Source organism: Dactylosporangium cerinum (assembly GCF_042653625.1).
In the GTDB taxonomy this organism is placed as follows: Bacteria; Actinomycetota; Actinomycetes; order Mycobacteriales; family Micromonosporaceae; genus Dactylosporangium; species Dactylosporangium cerinum.
Genome location: NZ_JBHSIU010000053.1, coordinates 144,013 through 168,845 on the forward strand (window position 1 = coordinate 144,013; position 24,833 = coordinate 168,845).

At 71.3% G+C, this 24,833-nt stretch carries 22 protein-coding genes; 12 read left to right on the forward strand and 10 right to left on the reverse strand.

Translation table 11 applies throughout. The annotated features are described in order from the left end of the window. Nucleotides 1-96: 96 nt before the first annotated feature. A complete protein-coding gene (gene sodN / locus ACFPIJ_RS37635) occupies nt 97-501 on the reverse strand; it encodes a superoxide dismutase, Ni (RefSeq protein WP_203847943.1) in 405 nt (134 codons plus the stop codon). Nucleotides 502-571: 70 nt separating this feature from the next. Here sodN and ACFPIJ_RS37640 point away from each other — a divergent pair, with 70 nt between their 5' ends. The 3 genes from ACFPIJ_RS37640 to ACFPIJ_RS37650 all read left to right on the forward strand — a co-directional run bounded on the left by ACFPIJ_RS37640 (nt 572) and on the right by ACFPIJ_RS37650 (nt 3,127). Then, nucleotides 572-886: a S24/S26 family peptidase gene (locus ACFPIJ_RS37640; RefSeq protein WP_380122692.1), complete on the forward strand. Its 315-nt coding sequence runs from the start codon at nt 572-574 to the stop codon at nt 884-886. Nucleotides 887-1,059: 173 nt separating this feature from the next. Then, a complete protein-coding gene (locus ACFPIJ_RS37645; RefSeq protein WP_380122694.1) occupies nt 1,060-2,178 on the forward strand; it encodes an NAD(P)-dependent malic enzyme in 1,119 nt (372 codons plus the stop codon). Nucleotides 2,179-2,182: 4 nt separating this feature from the next. After that, the gene (locus tag ACFPIJ_RS37650; RefSeq protein WP_380122588.1) at nt 2,183-3,127 is read left to right on the forward strand and encodes a zinc-binding dehydrogenase; all 945 of its coding nucleotides are present in this window, start codon (nt 2,183-2,185) and stop codon (nt 3,125-3,127) included. A gap of 266 nt (nt 3,128-3,393) precedes the next feature. Here the strand turns inward: ACFPIJ_RS37650 and ACFPIJ_RS37655 are convergent, their stop codons facing one another. Then, nucleotides 3,394-4,332 carry an alpha/beta hydrolase family protein gene (locus tag ACFPIJ_RS37655; protein ID WP_380122590.1) on the reverse strand — a complete coding sequence of 313 codons (939 nt, stop codon included), beginning with the start codon at nt 4,330-4,332 and terminating at the stop codon, nt 3,394-3,396. A 72-nt stretch (nt 4,333-4,404) separates the two neighbouring features. Between ACFPIJ_RS37655 and ACFPIJ_RS37660 the strand changes: the two genes are divergently transcribed. After that, nucleotides 4,405-4,998, forward strand: coding sequence for a Pr6Pr family membrane protein (locus ACFPIJ_RS37660; protein WP_380122592.1), 594 nt, complete (start codon nt 4,405-4,407; stop codon nt 4,996-4,998). Here ACFPIJ_RS37660 and ACFPIJ_RS37665 read toward each other — a convergent pair. From ACFPIJ_RS37665 to ACFPIJ_RS37690, 6 genes are all read right to left on the reverse strand, one after another. Beyond that, complete coding sequence (locus ACFPIJ_RS37665) at nt 4,976-6,535, reverse strand: FAD-binding oxidoreductase (protein ID WP_380122593.1); 1,560 nt, start codon at nt 6,533-6,535, stop codon at nt 4,976-4,978. The two genes, ACFPIJ_RS37660 and ACFPIJ_RS37665, sit on opposite strands and share 23 nt — an antisense overlap. A gap of 148 nt (nt 6,536-6,683) precedes the next feature. Next, the gene (locus ACFPIJ_RS37670; protein ID WP_380122595.1) at nt 6,684-7,688 is read right to left on the reverse strand and encodes an alpha/beta hydrolase family protein; all 1,005 of its coding nucleotides are present in this window, start codon (nt 7,686-7,688) and stop codon (nt 6,684-6,686) included. A gap of 178 nt (nt 7,689-7,866) precedes the next feature. After that, nucleotides 7,867-8,043 carry a DUF6104 family protein gene (locus ACFPIJ_RS37675; RefSeq protein ID WP_203847937.1) on the reverse strand — a complete coding sequence of 59 codons (177 nt, stop codon included), beginning with the start codon at nt 8,041-8,043 and terminating at the stop codon, nt 7,867-7,869. A gap of 59 nt (nt 8,044-8,102) precedes the next feature. After that, nucleotides 8,103-11,870 carry a multifunctional oxoglutarate decarboxylase/oxoglutarate dehydrogenase thiamine pyrophosphate-binding subunit/dihydrolipoyllysine-residue succinyltransferase subunit gene (locus ACFPIJ_RS37680; RefSeq protein WP_380122597.1) on the reverse strand — a complete coding sequence of 1,256 codons (3,768 nt, stop codon included), beginning with the start codon at nt 11,868-11,870 and terminating at the stop codon, nt 8,103-8,105. A 188-nt stretch (nt 11,871-12,058) separates the two neighbouring features. Then, nucleotides 12,059-12,988, reverse strand: coding sequence for an ABC transporter permease subunit (locus tag ACFPIJ_RS37685; RefSeq protein WP_380122599.1), 930 nt, complete (start codon nt 12,986-12,988; stop codon nt 12,059-12,061). Continuing rightward, entirely contained in the window at nt 12,985-13,896 is a 912-nt protein-coding gene (locus ACFPIJ_RS37690; protein WP_380122601.1) for an ABC transporter ATP-binding protein, read from the reverse strand. Before ACFPIJ_RS37690 ends, ACFPIJ_RS37685 begins: the two co-directional genes overlap by 4 nt. A 133-nt stretch (nt 13,897-14,029) precedes the next feature. Here ACFPIJ_RS37690 and ACFPIJ_RS37695 point away from each other — a divergent pair, with 133 nt between their 5' ends. Beyond that, nucleotides 14,030-15,637 (forward strand): Ig-like domain-containing protein, encoded by a 1,608-nt coding sequence (locus tag ACFPIJ_RS37695; RefSeq protein WP_380122603.1) that lies wholly within the window; start codon nt 14,030-14,032, stop codon nt 15,635-15,637. Here ACFPIJ_RS37695 and ACFPIJ_RS37700 read toward each other — a convergent pair. Further along, entirely contained in the window at nt 15,564-15,971 is a 408-nt protein-coding gene (locus ACFPIJ_RS37700; protein WP_380122604.1) for a DUF3052 domain-containing protein, read from the reverse strand. The genes ACFPIJ_RS37695 and ACFPIJ_RS37700 overlap by 74 nt on opposite strands. 92 nt (nt 15,972-16,063) lie before the next feature. Here ACFPIJ_RS37700 and ACFPIJ_RS37705 point away from each other — a divergent pair, with 92 nt between their 5' ends. The 7 genes from ACFPIJ_RS37705 to ACFPIJ_RS37735 all read left to right on the forward strand — a co-directional run bounded on the left by ACFPIJ_RS37705 (nt 16,064) and on the right by ACFPIJ_RS37735 (nt 23,179). After that, nucleotides 16,064-16,834 (forward strand): GNAT family N-acetyltransferase, encoded by a 771-nt coding sequence (locus ACFPIJ_RS37705; RefSeq protein ID WP_380122606.1) that lies wholly within the window; start codon nt 16,064-16,066, stop codon nt 16,832-16,834. Further along, nucleotides 16,831-17,625 carry a lysophospholipid acyltransferase family protein gene (locus ACFPIJ_RS37710; RefSeq protein WP_380122608.1) on the forward strand — a complete coding sequence of 265 codons (795 nt, stop codon included), beginning with the start codon at nt 16,831-16,833 and terminating at the stop codon, nt 17,623-17,625. The genes ACFPIJ_RS37705 and ACFPIJ_RS37710 overlap by 4 nt, the downstream gene beginning before the upstream one ends. Nucleotides 17,626-17,679: 54 nt before the next feature. Continuing rightward, nucleotides 17,680-18,498: a DUF4097 family beta strand repeat-containing protein gene (locus tag ACFPIJ_RS37715; protein ID WP_380122609.1), complete on the forward strand. Its 819-nt coding sequence runs from the start codon at nt 17,680-17,682 to the stop codon at nt 18,496-18,498. A 52-nt stretch (nt 18,499-18,550) separates the two neighbouring features. Then, on the forward strand, nt 18,551-19,177 hold the full coding sequence (locus ACFPIJ_RS37720; protein WP_380122611.1) for a PadR family transcriptional regulator: 627 nt from the start codon (nt 18,551-18,553) through the stop codon (nt 19,175-19,177). A gap of 83 nt (nt 19,178-19,260) precedes the next feature. Beyond that, the gene (locus tag ACFPIJ_RS37725) at nt 19,261-20,001 is read left to right on the forward strand and encodes a response regulator transcription factor (RefSeq protein ID WP_203847927.1); all 741 of its coding nucleotides are present in this window, start codon (nt 19,261-19,263) and stop codon (nt 19,999-20,001) included. A gap of 8 nt (nt 20,002-20,009) precedes the next feature. Further along, the gene (locus ACFPIJ_RS37730; RefSeq protein WP_380122613.1) at nt 20,010-21,479 is read left to right on the forward strand and encodes a sensor histidine kinase; all 1,470 of its coding nucleotides are present in this window, start codon (nt 20,010-20,012) and stop codon (nt 21,477-21,479) included. Then, complete coding sequence (locus tag ACFPIJ_RS37735; protein ID WP_380122614.1) at nt 21,476-23,179, forward strand: S1C family serine protease; 1,704 nt, start codon at nt 21,476-21,478, stop codon at nt 23,177-23,179. The genes ACFPIJ_RS37730 and ACFPIJ_RS37735 overlap by 4 nt, the downstream gene beginning before the upstream one ends. Nucleotides 23,180-23,270: 91 nt before the next feature. On the opposite strand, the gene glpK is transcribed toward ACFPIJ_RS37735, so the two are convergent. Next, complete coding sequence (gene glpK / locus ACFPIJ_RS37740; RefSeq protein ID WP_380122616.1) at nt 23,271-24,743, reverse strand: glycerol kinase GlpK; 1,473 nt, start codon at nt 24,741-24,743, stop codon at nt 23,271-23,273. Nucleotides 24,744-24,833 lie beyond the last annotated feature (90 nt).

The following is a 24,833-nucleotide window of genomic DNA, read 5'->3' on the forward strand; positions in this document are numbered from 1 at the left end:
AAACGCCCCCCAACCCGCGTCTGCGAGGTGGGGGGCGAACTCGTGAGCGGCTTTGGGGCGCTCACGAGGATTGCAGGGTTTGGCTGAGCCAGCAGGTCAGGCCTGCTTCGTCTCCCAGAAGATCTTCGCGATCTCGTCGATCTTCGCGAGCAGCTTCTCGGCCACGGCCGGGTCGACCGAACCCTTGGCGCCGGACGCGCCCGCGAGCTTCGTCGCCTCGTTGAAGAGGTTGTGCAGCTCCGGGTACTTCTCGAAGTGCGGCGGCTTGAAGTAGTCGGTCCACAGCACCCACAGGTGGTGCTTGACCAGTTCGGCGCGCTGTTCCTTGATCAGCAGCGCCCGGGTGCGAAACTCGGCGTCGCTGCTGGCCTGATACTTCTCGGCGATTGCTTTGACGGACTCGGCCTCAATACGGGCCTGCGCCGGGTCGTAGACACCACACGGCAGGTCGCAGTGGGCACTCACCACGGTGCGCGGGGTGAAAAGCCGCGACAGTCGCATCGAACCCTCCAGGGTGATTTGCGATGATCCTCAGTTCCTGACCCTACTCCTATCCAAGCCCGGGGATTTCATGCGGCTACCGTGGTTCGTGGCACTCGTGGACGGCCCGTCGATGGTGCCAACACTCAGGCACGGCGACCGGATTCTCGTGCGCCGCACGAGCACCGCACGGCCCGGTGACGTCGTCGTCGGGTGTTTCCGCAGCCGACCAGGCCAACTCATGGTCAAACGGGTGGCCCGGGCCGACGGAGACGGATGGTGGCTGACCGGCGACAACCCCTTCGCGTCGTCCGATTCCGCGGACTACGGGACGGCTGACGTCATCGGACGTGTGACATTTCGCTGGTGGCCACAACCGGTGCGGTTGCGCCGTGCCCGGGCGTAAGGTGATGCGGATACCGGGTCACCCCCGCTGAATCGCATCTTGAGCGCTTTCACCACCATGCGCTCCGCGGAAACACCAGCATTGTCAGACGTGGCAAAGGAGCCCCCGTGTCTGCACCCGTGACCAATCATGCCCTTGAAGGGCCAGTCTTCGACCTGCATCAGGGCGGCAAGATGTCCGTCCAGTCCAGTGTCCCCCTCGCCACCCGGGAAGACCTCGCCCTCGCCTACACCCCGGGCGTCGCCCAGGTGTGCGAGGCCATCGCCGCCGACGAGTCGCTCGTGCACGAGCTGACCTGGGTCGGCCGGGCGGTCGCCGTGGTCACCGACGGATCGGCGGTCCTCGGCCTGGGCAACATCGGCCCGCGCGCCGCGATGCCGGTGATGGAGGGCAAGGCCGTGCTCTTCAAGCAGTTCGGCGGGGTGGACGCGGTGCCGATCTGCCTCGACACCCAGGACCCGGACGAGATCGTCGCGATCGTCACCGCGCTCGCTCCGTCGTTCGGCGGGATCAACCTCGAGGACATCTCCGCACCGCGCTGCTTCGACATCGAGCGCCGGCTGGAGGCGACCCTGCCGATCCCGGTCTTCCACGACGACCAGCACGGCACCGCGATCGTCGTGCTCGCCGCGCTGCGTAACGCCGCCCGCGTCCTCGGACGCCGGCTGGGCGACCTGCGCATCGTCGTCAGCGGCGCCGGCGCCGCGGGCGTCGCGGTCACCAAGATGCTGATCAGCGGCGGCGCAGATGCCGGCGAGATCGTGGTCCTGGACTCGCGTGGCTGCCTGCACGGCGGTCGCGGCGACCTCAACCCGGAGAAGGCCGCGCTCGCCGCCCTCACCAACGCCGGCGGCATCACCGGCGACATCGCCAACGCCCTGCGCGGCGCCGACGTCCTCATCGGCGTCTCCGGCGGCACCATCGGCGAGGCCGCGCTGGCCGGCATGTCACCCGGCGGGGCGATCTTCGCCCTGGCCAACCCGACGCCGGAGGTGCACCCGGACATCGCGTCCCGGTATGCCGCTGTGGTCGCCACCGGGCGCAGCGACTTCCCCAACCAGATCAACAACGTGCTCGCGTTCCCCGGCATCTTCCGCGGGGCCCTCGACGCCGGCGCGACCCGGATCACCGACGACATGAAGGTCGCCGCCGCGACGGCCATCGCCGAGGTCCTGGCCGAGGGGGAGCTGTCCACCGGCGCGATCGTGCCCAGCGCCCTGGACCCCCGGGTCGCACCGGCGGTCGCGGCCGCGGTCGCCGCAGCCGCCCGCCGCAACGGTGTGTTGAGATAACCGTATGCGTGCCGCTTTCGCGTCCAGCTTCAACGATGCCGATCCGCTCGCCGGCCTCACGGTCGGCGATGCGCCGGAGCCGGCGCCCCTCGACGGCTGGGCCGTGGTGGACGTGCGCGCCAGCGCACTCAACCACCACGACCTGTGGTCGCTGCGGGGCGTCGGCCTCCGGACGGACCAGCTGCCGATGATCCTCGGCTGCGACGCCGCCGGTATCGGCCCCGACGGCGCCGAGGTGGTCGTCTACCCCGTCGTCTTCACCGAGAAGGGCGACTTCTCGATCCTGTCCGAGCACTACCAGGGCACCGTGGCCGAGCGGGTGACCGTCCCGGCGTACAACCTGGTGCCGAAGCCCTCCGAACTCACCTTCGCGGAGGCGGCCTGCCTGCCCACGGCGTGGCTGACCGCGTACCGGATGCTGACCACCAAGGGGCGTCTGGAGGCCGACGGGGCGGTGCTGGTGCAGGGGGCCGGGGGAGGGGTGGCCACGGCCGCGGTGCTGCTCGCCAGGGCCCTCGGTGCGCGGGTGTACGCCACCAGCCGCGACGCGGAGAAACGCGACCGCATCGCGGCCCTGGGCGCCACCGCGCTCGACTCGGGTGCCCGCCTGCCCGAACGCGTCGACGTTGTGATCGAGACCGTCGGCGAGGCCACCTTCGAACACTCGACGAAGTGCGCGAAACCCGGCGCCCGCATCGTCGTCTCCGGCGCCACCAGCGGGCACCTCCCGCAGGTCAACCTGCGCCGCCTGTTCGCGCTGCAGCTGGAGATCCTCGGCAGCAGCATGGGTACCCCGGACGAGCTCGCCGACCTGATGGCGCTGCTCGCCAAGACCGGTGTACGGCCGATCATCGACTCGGTGATCCCGTTCTCCGACGCCCGTTCCGCTTTCGAGAAGCTCCACTCCGGCGACGTCTTCGGCAAGGTGGTCCTCGACCACACCGCCTGAGGTCACGCCGTTTGGGACCACCGTCCAGGACCGCACCGCCCAGCAGGCTGGCCGCCCAGCCTGCTGGGCCGTCTGGGTCGTTCAGCGGGCTGGGCTGTCTGGCGGGCTGGGTCGTCCGGCACGCTGAGTCGTCTGGCGGCGGGGTCGTTCAGCAGGTGAAACTACGCACGGTGAATGGCTCGGAGATCAATTAGTCGGGCCTTGGTAGCGTTTGGTGAAAGGCCGCCGGACGCCGCTTTGCAGTGGTCGTGCAAGGGGTCCGGTGGTCACAGCCGGTCGTCGAACGACGGTCCGCGTGGCAGTTGCTGCCGCGCGGACGTGTCGCCGTAGAGCTCCAGGAGCAGGAACGCGACGGTCAGCGACTGGACCTCGGCGAAGGAGCTGGCTCCGGGGCTCAGGTAGGGGTCGTTGTGGTTGCCGCCCGGAAGCGTGAGCATCGCCTTCGACCAGGGGACCACGTCGTAGGTGGCCTTGCCGGAGGCGTAGGAGACCAGCGGGTCGGCGTCGCCGTGGACGAAGAGCAGTGACGCCGGGGTGCCGGTGAACGCGGTGCCGACGCCGAGGCCGCTGCCGGCCAGGATGATGCCCGCGTGCAGGCGGGCGTCGCGGCCGGCGGTGAACAGGCCGACGGTGGTGATCGCGCCGGCGGAGTGGCCGGCGGCAGCGAGGCGGTTGCCGTCGATGCGCTTGCCGAGCGGGCCGGCGAGGACCTGGCTCAGGACGAAGCTCGCGTCGGCCGGCTGGTTGAGCACGTCGTAGACGTCGAGCCTGGGCGCGCTGCGGGTGGTGTTGGGGTAGGCGGGGGCGATCACCGCGAACCCGGCCGCCGCCCACGCGGTGAGCAGCGGCGCGAAGGATTCCGGGGTGCCGTTGAGGCCGTGGCTGAACACGACCGCGGGGACCTTCGCGGGCGTGGACGGTATCCAGATGACGGTGCGCAGGACGCGGCCTTCGCGGTGATACGTGATCTCCTGCCGTGACACGTCGAGCGCGCTCGACGGCACCGCGAGCGGCGCCAGCGGCGTGACCTGGGCGAGCCGGGGCACGGCGGCCCCGGGGGAGGAGGGCGACGGCGTGACCCAGCGGGCCGGTGCCGGCTGACCCGTGCAGCCGGACACGCCGGCCACGAGTGCCAGGGCCAGGGCCAGGAGGGCCGGCAGGGCGGCAAGACGACGGCGCGTGGCACCTACCGAACGACGGCGCATGGCACCAACCGTACGAGGGCGGCGCCGCGTTCAAGGCTGGCCCGGCGGGCGATTTCCGGTTAGGTTGCCGCCATGTCCGTCGTCTTCCGGGTGCTCACGGCCGTGAGTGCGCTGGCCGGAATCGTGTTGCTGCTCGACTACACCCATGGTGACGGGGGAGTGTTCGTCTACTTCACCGTGCAGAGCAGCGTGATCATCGCGGTCGTGTCGGCCGTCGCGGCGTTGCGGGCGGTGCCGGGGTGGGTGCGGGGCGCGGCCACGTTGTACAGCTGCATCACCGGCACGGTGTACCACGCGCTGCTGGCCAACCCGTCGAGCCCGTTCCACGTGGTCGACTCGGGGGCGCACGCACCGCACAACCTGCTGTTGCACACGGTGACGCCGATCCTGGCGGCGGTCACCTGGCTGATCGTCGATCGGGAGCCGGTGCGGTGGTGGTACGCGGCCGTGTGGCTCGCCTACCCGCTCGCGTATCTGGCGTTCGCGCTGGTGCGGGGCGCGATCGTGCACGAGTACCCGTATCCGTTCGTCGATGCGGGCGAGCTCGGCTACGGCGGTGTGGCGATCTCGGCGCTCGGGTTCACGGTGGCGTTCTTCCTGCTCGGGCTGCTGCTGATCGGCCTGGGAGAACTGGTGCAGAGGGTCAGAACAGCGCTCCCGGGTTGAGGATGCCGCGGGGGTCCAGGGTGCGTTTCGCGGCCCGCAGCACGTCGGTGAACAGGGGGTCGCGCTGCTCGGCCAGCCACGGCAGGTGGTCGCGGCCGACGGCGTGATGGTGGGTGATCGTGCCGCCGTTGGCGGCGATGGCTTCGCTGACCGCGGCCTTGATCTCGTCCCAGATGGCCACCTCGGCGCCGCGCCGCGCCGGGGTGATGATCGTGAAGTAGGGTGCGGGGCCGTCCGGGTAGGCGTGGGTGAAGCGGCAGGTGACCACGGCGACCCGGGCCGGGGCGGCGGCCTGCGCGGCGGCGATCACGGCCGCGTGCAGCGCGTCGAACCTGCTCCACGTGCAGGCGGTCTCGACCGTTTCGACGATCAGCCCGAGCCTGATGAGGGCGTCCCTGGTGTACGGCGCGCGCAGGAACGCGTCCCGCCAGGTGCCCTGGTCACCGCTCGATGTGGCGGCGGTGCCGCCGTGATCGGCGCAGATGGTGACGGCGTCGGCGAGCAGCGGCGTGGTCGGTCCCTCGAAGCCCAGGAGCAGCCGCGCCTGGCCGTCGGTCGCCCCGGCGTTCAGCATCGCCTCGACCGGGTCGAGCAGACGGCAGTTGCTCGGCCGCAGGCCGGCCTGCAGGATCGCGCGGACCGCGGCGACGGCCTGGCCGTACACCGGGAACGCCACCGACGTCGAAGACCTGTCCGAAGGGCGGCGGGACACCCGCAGCCACGCCTCCACGATCACGCCGAGGGTGCCCTCCGAGCCCAGGAACAGCGCGTCGGTGGACGGGCCGGCGCCGCTGCCGGGCACGCGCAACGACTCCACCGGCCCCTGCGGCGTGATCACCCGCAGCGCCTCGACGAAGTCGTCGATGCGGGTCGGTCCGGTCGCGTAGTGGCCGGCGGAGCGGGTCGCGAGCCAGCCGCCGACGGTGGAGAACTCGAAGCTCTGCGGGTAGTGCCGCAGGGTCAGCCCGTGCGGCACCAGGGCCTGTTCGAGGGCCGGGCCGAACACGCCAGCCTGGACCCGGACCGCGTGGTTGACCTCGTCGACCTCGCCGACGCGGTTGAGCCGGCTCAGGTCGAGGGAGATCCACGGGGCGTCGCCGCGGTATTCGACGCCGCCGACGACGGAGGTGCCGCCGCCGTACGGCACGACCGCCGCGCCGACCGCCTCCGCCCAGTCGAGGGTGGCGACGACGTCGTGTGCGGTGCGCGGGTGGCAGACCAGGTCGGGCGGGTTCTCAAGGCGGCCGTGCAGCGCCCGGACCACGTCGCGGAACGCCTTGCCGTACGTGTGGGCGGCCCTGATCACCGGGTCGGCGGTGAACGCCTCCTCCATGATCGACGGGGGGATCAGCCGCGGCGGGTCGAGGACGGGGTCGTAGGGGACCGGCAGGACCGACCCGTCGATCGGCATCCAGGGGCGCAGCGCGGTCTCCGCGAGCCGGCGGCACGCGTCGTCGTCGAGGGCCTCGTCGGCCCATCCCCAGCCCCACCAGGACCGTTCCCGCCAGGCGGCCGACGGGGAGTGCCATGCGGCCATTGACGGAGAGTGCCACAATCCGACACGTTCGGCCACTGACCGCAGGTCAGGTCATGGGTATTCTGTCGGCCATGCCCGATGAGCGCGTCGACCCAAGTCAGAACACTCAGGCATTCCAGGCTTGGGTGGACAACAACAATCAGGCGGCTCAGCCCGCAGCGACCGGTTCCAAGCTCGGCTTCATCGTGGCCGGCGCCGTGGTGGCGGTCGTGCTCGTCGTTGTCGTGGTGCTGCTGGTGGTGTAGATCCCGACCGATTCGAACCGGGTCACACCGTCGAGCGTGGCGTCGCCGCTCAGCCGGAGCCGGGCTGTGTCGTCACCGTCGAGTGCCCAGGTGAGGAAGTCGAGCAGCGTTGCCATCGCCTGGTGGTGGCCGCGTTCCGGGTCGTTCGTGCCGGCGCCGTGCTCGCCGCCGATGATGGTGAGGAACGCCTTCGGCCACGGCGCCGCGCCGTAGGACGTGCGGCCCTGCTCGTAGGCGACCACCGGGTCCTTGTCGCCGTGGATGAACAGCAGCGGCACGGGGCTGCCCTGGTAGGCCCCGGTCGGGCGGCCCGCGAAGATGATGCCGGCCTTGATGCGCGGGTCGCGGTGCACGGTGAACAGCCCGTCGGTGGTGGTGCCGCCGCCGGAGTGCCCGATGGCCGCCATCCGGTCGGTGTCGATGCTGTCGGCGAGTGGGTTGCCGGGCTGCAGCATCTGCGTGATGACGAACGACGCGTCGAGCGACTGGTTCGGCACGTCGTACTTGTTGAACTTCGGCGTGTCCTTCTTCGTGAAGGGGTACGCCGCGGCGACGACCACGTAGCCGGCCTCGGCCAGGAACTTGGTCATGCCCTCCTGCATCTGCGGGTTGCTGTAGAAGCCGTGGCTCCACACGATCAGCGGGTGCTTGCCCGGCAGCGGCTCGGCGTCGCCCTGGACGCGGCCCTTGATCCTGCGGGCCGATCCGCGGGTCGGGTACCACACGGTGGTGGGCAGCGGACGGTCCTTGCCCCGGGCGAATTGGAAGTGCTGCACGCCGACCGCGTGGTCGATCGGGCCGACGGTGCTGGCGGCAGCCGCTGCCGCGCGCGGTTCGCTGGGTGCCTCGGCCCCTGAGGCCGAAAAAGCGCCGCCCAGGAGGAGCAGGGCGGCGGCCAGGAGCGACACAGTTGCAGAACGGTTGCGACTTCGGGGCACGTACAGAATGTAGGTGCGACATGCGCTAAGCCGTTATCACCCGACTGGGGACAATCGATTGGCTTGCCGGACTACACCAGGTTGTCCTTGAACGACCCATTTGGTGGATGCAGCCGGACGTGAATACCCCCAAAAGCGGGCAAAAGCATCAGTCTTCGTCGTCGTCCAGGCGGGCCAGGTAGACGGCGAGGCGTTCGACCGGGATCTCGAACTCAGGGTTCTGGTCGACGAAGTCGCGGAGACGCTCGGCCAACCACTCGAACGTGACCTCCTCCTCGCCCCGGCGCTGGGCGAGTTCCTCGATGCCGCGATCGGTGAAGTACATGGGCACCCCCAGAAGGAAGCGGGGAGGGCATCCGCCCTCCCCGCAGAACGAACGAACGGTCAGCGCTTCGGCAGTGCCGCCTCGACCAGGGCGTGCTGCTCGGCGTCGTGGAGCTTGGTCGAGCCGACCGCCGGGGCGGCCGCGGCGGGGCGGGAGATGCGGCGCAGCCCGACGCCCTGCAGGTGCTCCAGCAGGTTGAGGGCGATGAACGACCACGCGCCCTGGTTGGCCGGCTCCTCCTGCACCCAGGCGAAGTCCTCCGCGTTGGGGAACTGGGCCAGGGCCTCGCGCAGCTCCTCGACCGGCATCGGGTAGAGCTGCTCGACCCGGATGATGGCGGTGTCGGTGATGTCGCGCTCGGTGCGGGCCTGCAGCAGGTCGTAGAAGACCTTGCCGGAGCACAGCAGGACGCGCTTGACGCCGGCGGTGTCCAGGGCCGTGCCCTTGATGCCGGGGTCGCCCAGCACGGTGGCGAAGGTGCCCGTGGTGAAGTCCTCGACCGGGGACACGCACAGCCGGTGCCGCAGCAGCGACTTGGGCGTGAAGACGACGAGGGGCTTCTTCTTCGGCGACAGCGCCTGGCGGCGCAGCAGGTGGAAGTGGTTCGCCGGGGTGGTCGGCACCGCGACCCGCATGTTGTCCTCGGCGCACAGCTGCAGGTAGCGCTCGAGCCGGCCCGACGTGTGGTCGGGGCCCTGGCCCTCGTGCGAGTGCGGCAGGAGCAGCGTCACCGCGGTGCGCTGGCCCCACTTGACCTCGCCGGAGGAGATGAACTCGTCGACGATGGACTGCGCGCCGTTGACGAAGTCGCCGAACTGCGCCTCCCACATGACGAGCGCGTCGGGGTTCTCCACCGAGTAGCCGTACTCGAAGCCCATCGCGGCGAACTCCGACAGCAGCGAGTCGTAGATGAAGAGCTTCGCGTTGTCCTTGATCAGCGCGGACATCGGCATGTAGTCGCCGCCGGTCTCCGCGTCGACGATGCCGGCGTGGCGCTGCACGAACGTGCCGCGGCGGGAGTCCTGGCCGGAGAGCCGGACGGTGACGCCCTGGTTGACCAGCGAGCCGAACGTGATGATCTCGGCGAAGCCCCAGTCGATGTCGCCCTCGGCGGCCATCTTCGCCCGGCGGTCCAGCAGCTGCTGCACGCGCTTGTGCGGGGTGAAGCCGTCGGGGAGCTTGATGTGCGCCTCGCCGATCGCCTGCATGACGCTGACGTCGATCGCGGTGTCGACCACCGGCTCCGGCTCCGGCTCGCGGAGCCGGGTCAGCCGCGACGCCGGGTTGGACGACGCGTCGCGGGTCGCCTTGAACACCGTCTCGAGCTGCTCGTGGTAGTCCTTGAGCAGGGCCTCGGCCTCGGTGATCGGGATGTCGCCGCGGCCGATCAGCTCCTCGGTGTAGATCTTCCGCACTGATCGCTTCTGGTCGATGATCGCGTACATCAGCGGGTTGGTCATCGACGGGTCGTCGCCCTCGTTGTGCCCGCGGCGCCGGTAGCAGACCAGGTCGATGACGACGTCCTTGTTGAACGCCTGACGGTATTCGAAGGCGAGCCGCGCGACGCGGACCACGGCCTCCGGGTCGTCGCCGTTGACGTGGAAGATCGGCGCCTGGATCATCCGGGCGATGTCGGTGGAGTACAGCGACGAGCGCGAGTACTCCGGCGCGGTGGTGAACCCGACCTGGTTGTTGACCACGACGTGGACGGTGCCGCCGGTGCGGTAGCCGCGCAGCTGCGACAGGTTCAGCGTCTCGGCGACCACGCCCTGGCCGGCGAACGCGGCGTCGCCGTGGATCAGCAGCGGCAGGACCGTGTAGCCCTCGAGCTTGAGGTCGATCGAGTCCTGCTTGGCCCGCACGATGCCCTCGAGGACCGGGTTGACCGCCTCCAGGTGCGACGGGTTCGCGACCACGGAGACCGTGGTGGCGTGCTCACCGTCGGGGTGCGTGAACTTGCCGGTCATGCCCAGGTGGTACTTGACGTCGCCGGAACCGTGCGCCGACTTGAGGTCCAGGTGCCCCTCGAACTCCGAGAAGATCTTCTCGTAGGGCTTGCCGACGATGTTGGCCAGGACGTTGAGCCGGCCGCGGTGCGCCATGCCGATGACGACCTCGTCCAGGCCGCCCTCCGCGGAGTTCTGCAGGATCTCGTCGAGCAGCGGGATCAGCGACTCGCCGCCCTCGAGCGAGAAGCGGCGCTGCCCCACATACTTGGTCTGCAGGAACGTCTCGAACGCCTCGGCGGCGTTGAGCCGGTTCAGGATGTGCTTCTGCTCGGCGGTGTCGGGCTTCTCGTATGGCTTCTCGACCCGCTCGGCGACCCAGCGGCGCTCCTCCGGGTCCATGATGTGCATGTATTCGACGCCGACCCGGCGGCAGTAGGAGTCGCGCAGCACGCCGAGGACGGCCCGCAGCTTCATCTTCTGCTTGCCGGCGAAGCCGCCGACGGGGAAGACCCGGTCGAGGTCCCACAGCGTCAGCCCGTGCTCGAGCACGTCGAGGTCGGGGTGGCGGCGGATGCGGAACTCGAGGGGGTCGGTGTCGGCCATCAGGTGGCCGCGGACCCGGTAGGCGTGGATCAGCTCGACGACCCGGGCCGCCTTGTCGATCTGGCCTTCGCTGGTGCGGGCGACGTCACGGACCCAGCGGACCGGCTCGTACGGAATCCGCAGGGCGGTGAAGATCTGGTCGTAGAACCCGTGCTCGCCGAGCAGCAACTCGTGCATGACCTTCAGGAACTCCCCGGACTGCGCGCCCTGGATGATCCGGTGGTCGTAGGTGCTGGTCAGCGTCAGGATCTTGCTGATGCCGAGGTCGGCCAGGGTCTCGTCGGACATGCCGGCGTAGGGCGCCGGGTACTCCATCGCGCCGACGCCGATGATCGTGCCCTGCCCGGCCATGAGCCGCGGCATGGAGTGCACGGTGCCGATGCCGCCCGGGTTGGTCAGCGAGACCGTGGCGCCGCTGTGGTCCTCCATGGTCAGCTCGTTGCGCCGGGCCCGGCGCACGATGTCCTCATAGGCCGACCAGAACTGGCGGAAGTCCATGGTGTCGGCGGCCTTGATGCTCGGCACCACCAGGTTGCGCGAGCCGTCGGGCTTGGTCAGGTCGATCGCGATGCCGAGGTTGACGTGCTCGGGCTGCACCAGGTTGGGCTTGCCGTCGATCTCGGCGAAGGCGTTGTTCATCTCCGGGTGCGCGGCGAGCGCCCGGACCATGGCGAAGCCGATCAGGTGCGTGAAGCTGACCTTGCCACCGCGGCCGCGGGCCAGGTGGTTGTTGATCACGACGCGGTTGTCGGACAGCAGCTTCGCCGGCACGGCGCGGACGCTGGTGGCGGTCGGCACCTCCAGCGACGCGTCCATGTTCTGCACGATCCGGGCGGCGACGCCGCGCAGCGGGGTGTGCTTCGTGCCACCCGGCGCGACGGGTGCCTGCTTGGTCGGCGCGGGCCTGGTCGCCGGGGCGGCCTTCTGCACGGGCCTGGCCGGGGCTGCCGGCGCGGCGGCGGCCGGCACCGAGGCGGCAGGGGAGGCCGCGGTGGCGGTGGATGCCGCGGGTGCCGGGGGAGCGGCGGGGGCTCTCGGCGCTGTAACAGGAGCGGTGGCAGCGGGGGTGGCAGTGGACGCCGGCTCAGCCGCCGCGGCGGGCGCCGCCTCGGCACCGTCCCCGCTGGGCTTGTAGTCGGCGAAGAAGTCGTGCCACGCGGGGTCCACGCTGGCCGGGTCGGCGAGGTACCTCTGATACATGTCCTCGACGATCCACTCGTTCGGGCCGAAACCCGCCAAGGGGTTCTCCTGCGAGTTGGTCGCTTGGGTCGACACGGCTGTTGATCGCCTCTTCCAAACGGAGTTGCTGTGGTGGTCGGATCCGCGTCAAGGTTACGCGCTGCCTAACGCTCGTTCGTCGCCGACGCCCGCCGAAGTGACCATGTAGACGACGGAATGGGTCCATCCCATACAACTGTGGCCGCCATTTGGCGGCCACAGTTGTCCTAGATCTGATATAAGCGTTACGCGATGTCACGCTTCCGTGTGATCAGCGTGCCGACGGTGCCGAGCACGACCGCCCAGGCGATCAGCACGACCGCGCCCACCCATCGAGGCGGCAGGTCGGTGTCGCCGAGCAGCACCGCCAGCCCGCCGACCACGTGCAGGGACGCCAGCGGCGGGATGTAGACGGCGCTCTCCATCACCCAGTCCTCGTGGATCACCAGCTCGTAGATCAGGCTGAGGACGATGACCGCGGCCCAGGTGCCGACGGTGTAGAGGACCGCGGCGGTGATGGTCGCGCCGATCTGGCTGCGGATCAGCACGCCCACGCCGATGCCGAAGATGGCCCACAGGACGTACACCAGCAGGTTGAGCAGCACCGATTGCTGGGCCGTCCAGTGCCCGAGGCTGTTGGTGAGATTCGCGGAGCCGAAGTACAGCGACCCGACGCCGATCGAGATCGCGGTGCTGACCAGCCAGAAGAGCGCCCCGGCGAACGACGCGGTGATGAGCTTCGCGACGATGACCCTGGTCCGCTTCGGGGTCGCGAGGAACGTCGCGGTCGCGGTCTGGTGGTAGAACTCGTTGGTGATCACCAGGATCGCCAGGAGCATCACCAGGAGCAGGCCGAAGAGCTGACCCGAGGTGTAGATGTTGGCGGCGTACTTGGCGAGCTGCGCGGCGGCGTGCGCCCTGGCGACCCGGTCCGCCTCCGACTCGCGGAACTGCCGCTGGTCCTCCTCGAACCGGGCCTTCTCCTCGTCGCTCATCCCCGGCGGCGTGGCGCTGTCCTGGTTGTACTGCTCGTAGTGGTTGGTCAGGTCCGAGTCGGTCTGCTCGATGTTGATCCAGACCGCGAGGCCGGTGAAGACCAGCGACGTCAGCAGGAAGATCCACCACATGTTCGTGGTGCGCAGCTTCAGCAGCTCGCTGCGAATCAGCCGGGTCATCGGATGGCCGCCCTTCCCTGGGTCAGTTCGAGGAACACGTGCTCCAGGTCGGGGCGTTCGTTGACCAGCTCGTGCAGCTCGATCCCGCCCTGCAGGGCGAGCCGGCCGACGGCCGGGGCGTCCAGGCCGGTGACCACGTGGCTGTCGTTGCCGTTCGGCTCGATCGTCGCGCCCGCGGTGCGCACCGCCGTGACCAGCTCCTGCAGGTTGGGCGTGCGGACCCGGGTGCGCGGCGCGCTGGTGCCGGCGCCGACGATCTGCTCGACCGGGCCCTGGGTGACGAGCTTGCCGGCGGCGATGATGACCACGTCGTCGGCGAGGATCTCCATCTCCGACAGCAGGTGGCTGGAGACCAGCACGGTGCGTCCCTGCTGGGCCAGGCCCTGCAGCAGCCCGCGCATCCAGCGGATGCCCTCCGGGTCGAGGCCGTTGGCGGGCTCGTCCAGGATCAGCACCTGCGGGTCGCCGAGCATCGCCTGCGCGATGCCGAGCCGCTGCTTCATGCCCAGCGAGTAGCCGCGGAACTTGCGCTTCGCTGCCGGGGTCAGCCCGACCAGCTCCAGCATCTTGTCGACCTGTGCCGTCGGGATGCCCGCCGCGGCGGCGACGATGCGCAGGTGGTTGCGGGCGGTGCGGCCCTTGTGCGCGGCCGACGCCTCCAGGATCGCGCCGGCCAGCCGCAGCGGCTCGGGCGCGTCGGAGTACCGCAGGCCGCTGATCGTCGCCGACCCCGAGCTCGGCGTCACCAGGTTGAGGATCATGCGTAGCGTCGTGGTCTTGCCGGCGCCGTTGGGGCCGAGGAAGCCGGTGACGCGACCGGGTTCGACCACGAACGACAGGTGGTCCACGGCCGTGACGTTCTTGTACCGCTTCGTCAGGTCGGAGACCACGATCTGTCCGTTGGACAACGTGCCGCTCCCTCCAAGAGAGTGAAGCCGTCAATATGGCACGTCCCGGCAAGCCGCGAGGCCCCGCCATGCCCGCGGATCAAAGGCGAGGAAAACTCGCCCATAGCGCACCGTATCCACGTATGCACGAAAGGTGGCTTTCGGGAGTGTTCGGGCCGGGGTTGCCATCCTGCTGCTGGCCGCCGCGATCAACTGGCCGCGGCCCGCGGCCGCCGAGATCGTCGCCGCGTTCCGCCCGGTGTACTCGGTCAACACCAGCGGCTCGGTGATCCTGCGCGGCAACGCGAACCTGACCTGCGACGGCATCAATCCGGGCTGCGCCGCGGCGCGCGCCGACACCGCCACCGGCGGCGCCCTGAACAACGACGGCTACCGGATGCGCAACGTCGACGTCGACGCCGAGCCGTTGTTCAACTCCAGCACCGCCGACCTCGCCGTCCCCGCCGCCGCGACCGTCCTGTTCGCCGGGCTCTTCTGGGGCGGCGACACCGCACCGGGCACCGGCACCCCGGCACCGGACGAGAGCGGCCGGAGCACCGTCAGGTTCAAGGTGCCCGGCGGGGCGTACCGGACCATCACCGCGAGCCGGCTCACCGACGTCACCACATTTCCCGGCCACCGGCCCTACCAGGGCTACGCCGACGTGTCCGCGCTCGTCGCCGGGGCCGGCGCCTGGACCTACACGGTGGCCGACATCCAGGCCGCCACCGGCGTCAACGACCGCTACGCCGCCTGGTCCCTGGTCGTCGTCCTGCACGACCCAGCGCAGCCGGTGCGCAACCTGGTCGTCTACGACGGCTTCGGCTCGGTGCGCGGCGTCACGCCCGCCGACGCGACCGTGGCGATCCCGGTCACCGGCTGCCAGACCCCGCCGACCGGGCCCGTCACCACCAGCATCGGCGCCGTGGCCTACGAGGGCGACGGCGACAGCATCCGCCTCAGCGCGGCGGTCACCCTCGACGTCAGTGGCGGTGGCCCGATCGCCGGGGCCGACACCGCCGGCACCACCGCCGGCACCCCGGTGGACGTCGCGGTCCTTGCCAATGACACGGCCAATGACACGGCCGGCGACGGCAGTCCCCTCACGGTCACCGCGGCCGGCGTGCCCGCCCACGGCACCACCGTGCTGCACGGTGACGGCACCGTCACGTACACCCCGGCGGCGGGCTTCGCCGGAGTGGACACCTTCACGTACACGCTCAACGGCGGGCCCGCGACCGGCACCGTGACGGTCACGGTCACCGCCGCCCTGGCGCCGGGGCCGTCGGGTGGGCCGGTCGTGGTCACCACGCCGATGGTGACCACGCCGGCGGGCAGCGGGGCGCAGACGATCAGCCCGCTGGACAACGTCACCGACCCGGACGGTGACCCGCTGCGGGTCCTCGGCGTGTCCCAGCCGGCCAACGGCACCGCCGTGCTCAACGCCGGCGGCACCGTCACCTACACCCCGGACCGCGGCTTCGCCGGCGCCGACTCGTTCGGCTACACCGTCACCGACGGCACCGCGGCCGTCACCGGCACCGTCGAGCTGATGGTCGGCTCGGTCGACCTGCCCGTCACCGGCGCCGCGGCGGCCCCGCACGCGGTCGCCGGCCTGCTCCTGCTGCTCGCCGGCTGGCTGCTGCGCACGGTGACGGCGGTGCGGCACGCACCGGTCGCGCCGGCGGTCAGTGCGGCCGGTCGCCGACCCGGATCACGTGCTTCAGCCCCGACCACACGTCGTCGATCGCGCAGACCTTGACGTCCACCCGGCCGTGCGCCAGGGCGAACTCGCGCACCCCGTTCTCGTCGAGGTCCCGCGCGAAACCGGAGGACCGCTTGGGCCAGGCGACCCACAGCGCGCCGGCGGGTGGCGTCAGCCGGTGCAGCACCTGCCAGCGCCGCCGCAACCTGGCCTGATCAGGGCAGAAGCAGAGGATCACGTCGTAGAGGCCGGGCGCGCTGCGACGGTGCAGCACCACATCGGACGGCAGTTCCCGCAGTTCGAACCCGGCCGGCGCGCCGTCCAGCAGCACGCGGTGCCCGGCGTTGACACCGAGCTTCTTGGGCAGTGGAGTCCCTGAATATCCCGCCATGCCTGACCACGGTAGTCATCGTTCACCCGCCAGCCATGCGGGTAACCAGTCACCGTCAGCCAGCCGCAGGGGTCGAGCCTTACACCGAAAGCATGACGATTCTCGCCGTCGCCGCCGCCCCAGTCGGGGTCGACGAAACCGATCGCTACACCATCCTGGTGGCCACGGACGGTGACCAGGTCCGGGCCGCACAACGGCTCCGCTACGATGTCTTCGCCGGTGAGCTGGGCGCCTCGCTGCAGTCCGGCACCCCCGGGCTGGACGTCGACGCCTTCGACGAGCACTGCGACCACCTGATCATCCGCGAGGAGCGCACCGGCGCCGTCGTCGGGACCTACCGGATGCTGCCGCCGGACCGCGCGGTGGCGGCCGGCGGGCTCTACGCCGACACCGAGTTCGACCTCTCCGGCCTGCACCAGCTGCGCGGGGGACTGGTCGAGACCGGCCGCTCCTGCGTGCACCCCGACCACCGCAGCGGCGCCGTGATCAACCTGATGTGGGCGGGGATCGCCCGGTACATGCACCTGCACGGGCACCGCTGGCTCGGCGGCTGCGCGTCGGTGCCCCTCGCCGACGGTGGCGCCACCGCCGCCGGGGTGTGGGACCTGGCCCGCCGCAAGCACCTCGTGCCGCCCGCCTGGCGGGTCCGGCCGCGCAACCCCCTGGCGCTGTCCGCCGACGTGCCCGCGAAGGTCGACGTGCCACCGCTGCTCAAGGGGTACCTGCGGCTCGGCGCCTGGATCGGCGGCGAACCCGCGCACGACCCGGACTTCGACTGCGCCGACTTCTACGTGCTGCTGTCGCTGGACCGGGTCAACCCGCGGTACCTGCGGCACTTCCTCGGTGAGGGATGGTCGGGATGACCGTCGTCGACTCCCTGTGGCTGCCGCGGTCCACCTGCGACATCAGCTGCCTGCCGGCCCGCTCCGACGAGCACGTCTCGACCGCGACGATGGTGAAACGGGTCGTCGTGACCGGGTCGGCGGTGCTGCTGGCGGTCCTCGCGGTGCCGGTCCTGGCGCTGCTGCCGCAGCGCGGGCTGATCGCCGTGCAGCGCCGGCTCGCCCGCGCGGTGCTCGCCGGGCTCGGCATCTCGCACCGGGCCGTCGGCCGGGTCCCGCAGTCCGGCGCGCTGCTGGTCGCCAACCACGTCTCGTGGCTGGACGTGGTGGTGATCCTGGCGCACGCGCCCGCCAAGCTCCTCGCCAAGCGCGAGGTGCGCCAGTGGCCCCTGATCGGCCGGCTCGCCGCGACCCTCGGCACCGTCTTCGTCGACCGGTCGCGGCCCAAGACCCTGCCGGCCACCGTCGGGCGGATCCGTGCCGAACTCGCCGCCGGCGGCGTGGTCGCGGTCTTCCCCGAGGGCACCACCTGGTGCGGCCGGATGGGCGGCACCTTCCGCCCGGCGACGTTCCAGGCCGCGGTCGACGCGGCCGCCCCGGTCGTGCCGGTGCGGCTGACGTTCGCCCAGAACGGGACGCCGACGACGGTCGCCGCGTTCATCGGCGACGAGACGCTGCTCACCTCGCTGCGCCGGGTCGTGGCCGCGCGCGGACTGTCGATCGAGCTGAAGGCGCACGCCACGCTGTACCCGCAGGTGTCCTCGTCCCGTCGCGTCCTGGCCCGCGCGGCGACCTCGATGGTGGCCGCCTAGGTTCCCGCCCCCGACAGTCGCGATGTATCGCGTTTGTCTGCTACCTTCGGTGGCATGACGACGTGGAACGTTGCCGAGCCCACGCGGCTCGAACTCAAGGGGGAGGTCAAGGACCTCCAGGTGCGGCTGGTCGGCGGACGGATCAACGTCGTCGGCGCCGACGGACCCGCCCGGGTCGAGGTGTCCGCGATCGGCGAACGGTCCGTCACGGTCACCCTCGACGACGACGGCGCCCTGCGCATCTCGCACGGCGCCTTCCCGAAGTGGCCCGGCCTGCTCTGGTGGATGTTCCACAGCCGGTTCAAGGTCGACGTGTCGGTCGTGGTCCCGGTGCGGACCCCCGCCACGCTCCACACCGTCTCCGGCTCCGTCGTCGTCTCCTCGCTGCGCGCCGGCGTCCACGTCGACGCGACCAGCGCCCGGGTCACCCTCCTCGGCCTCGACGGCCACGTCTCCGCCAAGGTGATCTCCGGCTCGATCGAGGCGCTCACCCTCGACGGCGAGGTCGAACTCGAGACGGTCTCCGGCGAGATCGTCGTCGCCGACTCCGCCGCCCGCAAGGTCCACGCCCGGGCGATCTCCGGCTCGATCACCTGCGACCTGGACAACCCGCCGGCCGACACCGACGTGCGGCTCGACACCGTCTCCGGCGAGATCACCGCCCGGGTCCGCGAGGACAGTGACCTGCGCGTCCACCTCAACGCCGTCTCGGGGCGGGTGGTCAGTGCCTTCCCCGGCCTCGACCGGGTCGGCCGCAACACCGTCGTCGGGCAGCTCGGCGCCGGCACCGGCCGCATCGCCGCCAACGCGACCTCTGGCACGATCACGCTGTTGCGCCGGCCGGTCGACCTGGACGAGGAGAGCGATTCATGAGCGACCAGCGGAGCGGCTCGGGTCGACGCCGGAGCGAAGCGGAGGTGGCGGCATGAGTGCCGTCTTCAGCCATGGGCGGCTGCGGTTGTACCTGTTGAAGCTGCTCGCCGAGGGCCCCCGGCACGGTTACGAGCTGATCCGGCTGCTCGAGAACCGCTTCCACGGCCTGTACGCCCCCTCCGCCGGCACCATCTACCCGCGCCTGCAGCGGATGGAGGCCGACGGGCTGGTCTCCCACACCGCGTCCGGCGGGCGCAAGGTCTACGACATCACCGACGCCGGCCGGGCCGAGCTGGTGCAGCGCGCCGCCGAGCTGGAGGCGCTCGAGACCGACATCAACGCCTCCCTCGCCGACCTGTCGACCCTCGCCGACGAGGTCGAGCAGGGCGTGCACGGCTCCGTCCGCGACCTCAAGAAGGAGCTCAAGGAGGCCGGCCGGCAGGCCCGCAGCGCACCCACCTGGGGCTGGGGCTACCCGCCGCGGCCGGGGGCGGCGGGCACGGCCCGCCCCGCGCCGCCGCCCGGGGATGTCGTCGCCGAGCTCGAGGAGAAGGCCGCGCAGCTGCTCGCCGAGGTGCGCCGGCTGGCCCGGGCGGGCCGGGCCAGCCAGGAGACGATGCGCGCCACCCTCGTGGTCCTTGACGGCGCGATCGACCAGGTGCGGCGCCTTCTGCGCTAACTTTGGAGGGTCGGGGCCATGGTTTCAGGAACTTCCCAGGCAACCATCAGCCCCACTCCAGCAGGAGGCGGAAAGATATGCGCATGGGGGTACGAGGCGGCGTCGCACAATCCGGGGGTGCTCCGTCGCCAGGCGTTGCGCAGGCTGAGGCGAGACTGCTCGTGGTCGAGGACGATCCGAACATCCGCGAGCTCCTCTCGGCCAGCCTGCGTTTCGCCGGTTTTGCGGTTGACGCGGTGACCACCGGTGCCGAGGCGGTCACCGCGGCCCGCGACAGCAAGCCCGACCTGGTCGTCCTCGACGTGATGCTGCCCGACCTGGACGGCTTCGAGGTCATCCGGCGGCTTCGCGAGGGTGGCGTCCGGCTGCCCGTCGTGTTCCTCACGGCCCGCGACGGCACCGAGGACAAGGTCCGCGGCCTGACCCTCGGCGGCGACGACTACGTGACCAAGCCGTTCAGCCTGGAGGAGCTCACCGCGCGGATCCGCGCCGTGCTGCGCCGCACCGCCGGCGACCCGGGCCCCAACCGGCTGGTCTTCCAGGACCTGGAGCTCGACGAGGAGACCCACGAGGTGTCCCGCGCCGGGCAGACGATCGCCCTGTCGCCCACCGAGTTCAAGCTCCTGCGATACCTGATGCTCAACGCCGGCCGGGTGCTGTCCAAGGCGCAGATCCTCGACTTCGTGTGGAACTACGACTTCCGGGGCGACGACAGCATCGTCGAGTCCTACATCTCCTACCTGCGGCGCAAGGTCGACATCGCCGAACCGCGCCTGATCCACACCCTGCGCGGCGTGGGTTACGTCCTGCGCCTGCCAGTCTGAGGCCGTGGATGGTGCGGTTCATCGCCGACGTCCCGCTGCGGGTCAAACTCATCGCGGCGGTCCTCACGCTCGTCACCATGGCGCTGCTGGTCATCGGCATCGCCAGCGCGCTGGTCATGAAGAGCAGCATGTTCGACAAGGTCGACCAGCAGCTGCGTGCCATGGCCGAGACCGTCGACCTCAGCCGGCTGGCCACCGCCACCAGCAACGACTCGATCCTGCCGAGCAACTACTACATCGCCTGGGTCACGCAGGTGCGCGCCGGCAAGTACGTGTCGGGCGTCGTCGGCACCCGGTCCGAGAACGACGCGCCACCCATCCCGGACTCCGTCGAGGTCCTCTCGTCGCGGCTGGGCACGCCGTACACCGCGACGACCACGAAGACCCATGAGCGCTGGCGGATCCTGATCATCGAGCGCCAGGCGACGCTCCTGCTCGTCGCGGAGAGCCTGTCGATGGTCGACAGCGCCGTCGACGAGCTCGTCGCCGCGGAGTTGTTCGTCGGTGCCGGCGTCCTCGTCGTCCTCGCCGCCGTCGGCGTCGCCATCGTCCGGGCCAGCCTGCAACCGCTGCGCGAGATCGAGCGCACCGCCGCCGCCATCGCCGCCGGCGACCTCACCAGACGTGTCCCGGAGAGCCCACCCGAGACGGAGATGGGCCACCTCGCCGCCGCGTTGAACGCCATGCTCGCCCAGATCGAGGGCTCCTTCAGGCTGCGCGAGGCGTCCGAGGACCGCATGCGGCAGTTCATCGCCGACGCCTCCCACGAGCTGCGCACCCCGCTGACCACGATCCGGGGCTTCGCCGAGCTGTACCGCCAGGGCGCCGCCCGCCAGCCCGGCGAGACCGAGGCGCTGCTGCGGCGCATCGAGGACGAGGCCGCGCGCATGGGCCTGCTCGTCGAGGACCTCCTCATGCTCGCCCGCCTCGACCAGGAACGCCCCCTGGCCCTCGCCGACATGGACCTGCGCGTCATCGCCAGCGACGCGGTGGCGGCCGCCCGCGCCGTCGCGCCCGACCGCCCGGTGGAGCTCGAGATCGAGCGCGACGAGCCGATCGAGGTCAACGGCGACGAGTCCCGCCTGCGCCAGGTCGTCGGCAACCTCGTGACCAACGCGCTGACCCACACGCCCGCCGGCACCCCCGTCGCGGTGCGCCTGCGCCGGGACGGCACCGACGCCCTCATCGAGGTCGCCGACCACGGCCCCGGCCTCACCGACGAGCAGGCCGCCCGGGTCTTCGAGCGCTTCTACCGCGTCGACAAGGCCCGCACCCGCCGCCAGGCGGGCGGCGCGCACAGCGGCAGCGGCCTCGGCCTGGCGATCGTCGCCGCCCTCGTCGCCGTGCACAGCGGCACCGTCTCCGTCTTCGTCACCCCGGGCGGCGGCGCCACCTTCCAGGTGCGCCTCCCTCTCACAGCCGGTTCCCAGGGCACGGCCAGTGGTTTGCAAGGTGCCGTCGCCAAGCTCAAGTCATGAGCGAACAGCAGGGATGGGCGCCGAACCCAGCCGACGAGCAGGGTCGGGCGTCGAGCCCGGCCGCACAGCCGGGCACCACGCCGGCCGACAGCACGACGCCTCCCGCCCAGCCGGCCACCCCGCCGGTCACGCCGCCGGGCACCGCCCCGGCCTCCCCGCCGGCTGACGCCACCGCGCCGGCTGCCCAGCCGGTCTCTCCGGCGGCCTCCGCGCCGGCCTCCGCTGACGCCACCCTGCCGGCCGCACAGCCGACCGCCATGCCGCTGGCCGCCATGATGCCGGCCGGGCCGGTGGGGCACGAGGCGCCGCACGCATGGCCGACGAACCCGGCCGCTCCGGTCACCGCCGCCCGCGCCGGCGACGTGCGGGCCGAGCCCGCCACCGCCTGGCCCGCCGCGCAGCACGCCACACCGGCCGCTCCCCAGCCGCTGGACACCCGGCCCGCGCAGCACGCCATGCCCGCCGCGGACGACCTCCGGTCCGCCGCCGCGCAGCACGGCATGCCCGCCGCGGACGACCTCCGGTCCGCCGCCGCGCCGCACGCGATGCCGGCCGCCCAGGACACCCGGCCCGTCGTGCAGCCCGGCACGGCCGCCGCACAAGACTTCAGCAGCCCCGCCCCCGTCCACACCTGGCCCGCGTCGCAGCACGCAGCTCCGCAGGCCGGACCTCCGCATCCCGCGGCACAGACCGGAAACCCCCACCCCACCGGGCCGCTGCACGGCGGGATGCACCCCGCCGGTTACGGCCAGCCGCAGCCCGGGGGCGGACCAGACCCGCGGGTCTGGGCCGCCGCGGCCGGCGCCGGGCTGGACCAGCCGCACCTGCCGACGGCGCAGCTGCCGCCGCACGTGCCGCACATGCACCGGCCGCCGCAGTGGGCGCAGCAGCCCCAGCAGCCGGGTTCGGTGTTCGTGGCGCCGCCCGTGCGCAGGCGCAGCCGGGTCGGCCTCGCCGTGGCGGGGGTCGTCGCGGCGATCGGGCTATCGGCGGTGTCGGCGTTCGGCGGCGGGCTGGCGGCCCTGGAGCTGCGGCCCGACAAGTCCAACACGGTGGTGGGCGCCACCAACTCGTCCGGCTCCGGCGCGACGACGACGCTGTCCGACGTGGCGGCGCAGGTGCTGCCCAGCGTGGTGTCGATCAGCACCGGCAACGCCGTCGGGTCCGGGGTCGTCATCACCGCCGACGGGGCGATCCTCACCAACAACCACGTGGTCGCGACGGCCCGCGGGACCACGGTGCAGGTCACGTTCTCCAGCGGGCAGAGCGTCCAGGCGAAGATCATCGGCACCGAGCCCTCCAGCGACCTCGCCGTGATCAAGATCGTGGGTGGCGGGACGTACACGCCGCTCGCGTTCGGTGACAGCTCCACCGTGAAGGTCGGCGACACGGTGCTCGCCGTCGGCAGCCCGCTCGGGCTCGACGGGTCGGTCACCGCCGGCATCGTCAGCGCCGTCAACCGCACGATCGACGAGGGCGAGGACGGTCAGTCCTCCGCCGCGAAGATCGGCGGCGCGATCCAGACCGACGCCGCGATCAACCCCGGCAACTCCGGCGGCGCGCTGGTCAACACCGCGGGTCAGCTGGTCGGCATCAACACCGCCATCGCGACCTCGGGCGAGACCGCCGGCAACATCGGCGTCGGGTTCGCCATCAGCAGCAACACCGCAAAGACCGTCGCCCAGCGCCTGCTGAGCTGACCGGAGACTGGTTTCCCCTCCAGAAAAAGAGATCCGGTGGTGCGCCTGGCGGGGCGCCCACCGGATCTCTGTTTCCGGCTGCAAGGGCCGCTCAGGCCCAGCCGAACGACCGCTCGACCGCCTTCAACCAGGAGGCGTGGCCGCGGTCGCGGGCCTCGGCGGTCATGGCCGGCGACCACTGCTGGTCGGCGCGCCACTTCTCGCGCAGGGTCTCGGTGTCGGGCCAGAAGCCGACGGCGAGCCCGGCCGCGTACGCCGCACCGAGCGCCGTCGTCTCCGCCACCGTCGGGCGGACCACGGGCACGTCCAGTACATCGGCCTGAAACCCCATGAGCAGGTCACTCGCCGTCATCCCGCCGTCGACCTTGAGGGTCTCCAGGGGGACGGCGGACTCGGCCATCATCGCGTCGACGACGTCCTTGACCTGCCAGGCGGTGGCCTCCAGGGCGGCCCGGGCGAGGTGACCCTTGGTGACGTAGCCGGTGAGGCCGGTGATGACGCCCCGCGCGTCCGGGCGCCAGTGCGGGGCGAACAGGCCCGAGAACGCCGGCACGATGTAGCAGCCGCCGTTGTCGGTGACGGTGGCGGCCAGCTCGTTGATCTCCGGCGCCGAGTGGATGAGGCCCAGGTTGTCGCGCAGCCACTGGATGAGGGAGCCGGTGATCGCGATGGAGCCTTCGAGGGCGTACACCGGCGGGGCGTCGCCGATGCGGTAACCGACCGTGGTCAGCAGGCCGCGCGTGCTCGGCACCGGCTGGTGCCCGGTGTTGAGGAGCAGGAAGGAGCCGGTGCCGTAGGTGCACTTCGCCTCGCCCGGGGCGAAGCACGCCTGGCCGAACAGGGCCGCCTGCTGGTCACCGAGCGCGCTCGCCACCGGTACACCGTGCAACAGCGTCGTCGCCTCGCCGTAGACGTGTGACGAGGGGCCGATCTGCGGCAGCATCGCACGGGGGATGCCGAACGCGGACAGCAACTCGTCGTCCCAGTCGAGGGTCGTCAGGTTCATCAGCATCGTGCGGCTGGCGTTGGTGACGTCCGTGACGTGCCGGCCGGTGAGCTTCTCGATGAGCCACGTGTCGACGGTGCCGAAGTGGATCTCGCCGGCCTCGGCGCGGGCGCGCAGGCCCGGCACGTTGTCCAGCAGCCAGACGACCTTCGGCGCGGCGAAGTACGTGGCCAGGGGCAGCCCGCACCGTTCACGGAACCGGTCGGGGCCGGCGTCGCCGGCGAGGGAGCGGATGAGGGCGTCGGTGCGGGTGTCCTGCCAGACGATCGCCGGGTGCACCGGCTCGCCGGTCTCGGCGTCCCACAGGATCGTGGTCTCGCGCTGGTTGGTGATGCCGATGGCGGCGACATCGGCGCGGGAGAGGCCCGCCTGGTCCAGCGCGCGGGTCGACACGGCCTGGACCTGGTGCCAGATCTCGACGGGGTCGTGCTCGACCCAGCCGGGGCGGGGGAAGCTCTGGTGGTGTTCGCGCTGGTCAAGCGCCACGATGGCGCCGTCGGCGTCGAACACGATCGCACGGGAGGAGGTCGTGCCCTGGTCGATGGCGAGGATGTACACGGTGCCATCTTCGCCGAAGAGTTGTCACGTTCGGGACGGAACCTTCCCGAGGTGGCGGTTGCGGCTTACGCTGCCTGCCGGAACAGTGGC

Coding starts and splice junctions, on each gene's coding strand:
- sodN (WP_203847943.1), bottom strand. CDS start 501: ATGCGACTGTCGCGGCTTTTCACCCCGCGCACCGTGGTGAGTGCCCAC.
- ACFPIJ_RS37640 (WP_380122692.1), top strand. CDS start 572: ATGCGGCTACCGTGGTTCGTGGCACTCGTGGACGGCCCGTCGATGGTG.
- ACFPIJ_RS37645 (WP_380122694.1), top strand. CDS start 1,060: ATGTCCGTCCAGTCCAGTGTCCCCCTCGCCACCCGGGAAGACCTCGCC.
- ACFPIJ_RS37650 (WP_380122588.1), top strand. CDS start 2,183: ATGCGTGCCGCTTTCGCGTCCAGCTTCAACGATGCCGATCCGCTCGCC.
- ACFPIJ_RS37655 (WP_380122590.1), bottom strand. CDS start 4,332: ATGCGCCGTCGTTCGGTAGGTGCCACGCGCCGTCGTCTTGCCGCCCTG.
- ACFPIJ_RS37660 (WP_380122592.1), top strand. CDS start 4,405: ATGTCCGTCGTCTTCCGGGTGCTCACGGCCGTGAGTGCGCTGGCCGGA.
- ACFPIJ_RS37665 (WP_380122593.1), bottom strand. CDS start 6,535: ATGGCCGCATGGCACTCCCCGTCGGCCGCCTGGCGGGAACGGTCCTGG.
- ACFPIJ_RS37675 (WP_203847937.1), bottom strand. CDS start 8,043: ATGTACTTCACCGATCGCGGCATCGAGGAACTCGCCCAGCGCCGGGGC.
- ACFPIJ_RS37685 (WP_380122599.1), bottom strand. CDS start 12,988: ATGACCCGGCTGATTCGCAGCGAGCTGCTGAAGCTGCGCACCACGAAC.
- ACFPIJ_RS37700 (WP_380122604.1), bottom strand. CDS start 15,971: ATGGCGGGATATTCAGGGACTCCACTGCCCAAGAAGCTCGGTGTCAAC.
- ACFPIJ_RS37705 (WP_380122606.1), top strand. CDS start 16,064: ATGACGATTCTCGCCGTCGCCGCCGCCCCAGTCGGGGTCGACGAAACC.
- ACFPIJ_RS37710 (WP_380122608.1), top strand. CDS start 16,831: ATGACCGTCGTCGACTCCCTGTGGCTGCCGCGGTCCACCTGCGACATC.
- ACFPIJ_RS37715 (WP_380122609.1), top strand. CDS start 17,680: ATGACGACGTGGAACGTTGCCGAGCCCACGCGGCTCGAACTCAAGGGG.
- ACFPIJ_RS37720 (WP_380122611.1), top strand. CDS start 18,551: ATGAGTGCCGTCTTCAGCCATGGGCGGCTGCGGTTGTACCTGTTGAAG.
- ACFPIJ_RS37725 (WP_203847927.1), top strand. CDS start 19,261: ATGGGGGTACGAGGCGGCGTCGCACAATCCGGGGGTGCTCCGTCGCCA.
- ACFPIJ_RS37730 (WP_380122613.1), top strand. CDS start 20,010: ATGGTGCGGTTCATCGCCGACGTCCCGCTGCGGGTCAAACTCATCGCG.
- ACFPIJ_RS37735 (WP_380122614.1), top strand. CDS start 21,476: ATGAGCGAACAGCAGGGATGGGCGCCGAACCCAGCCGACGAGCAGGGT.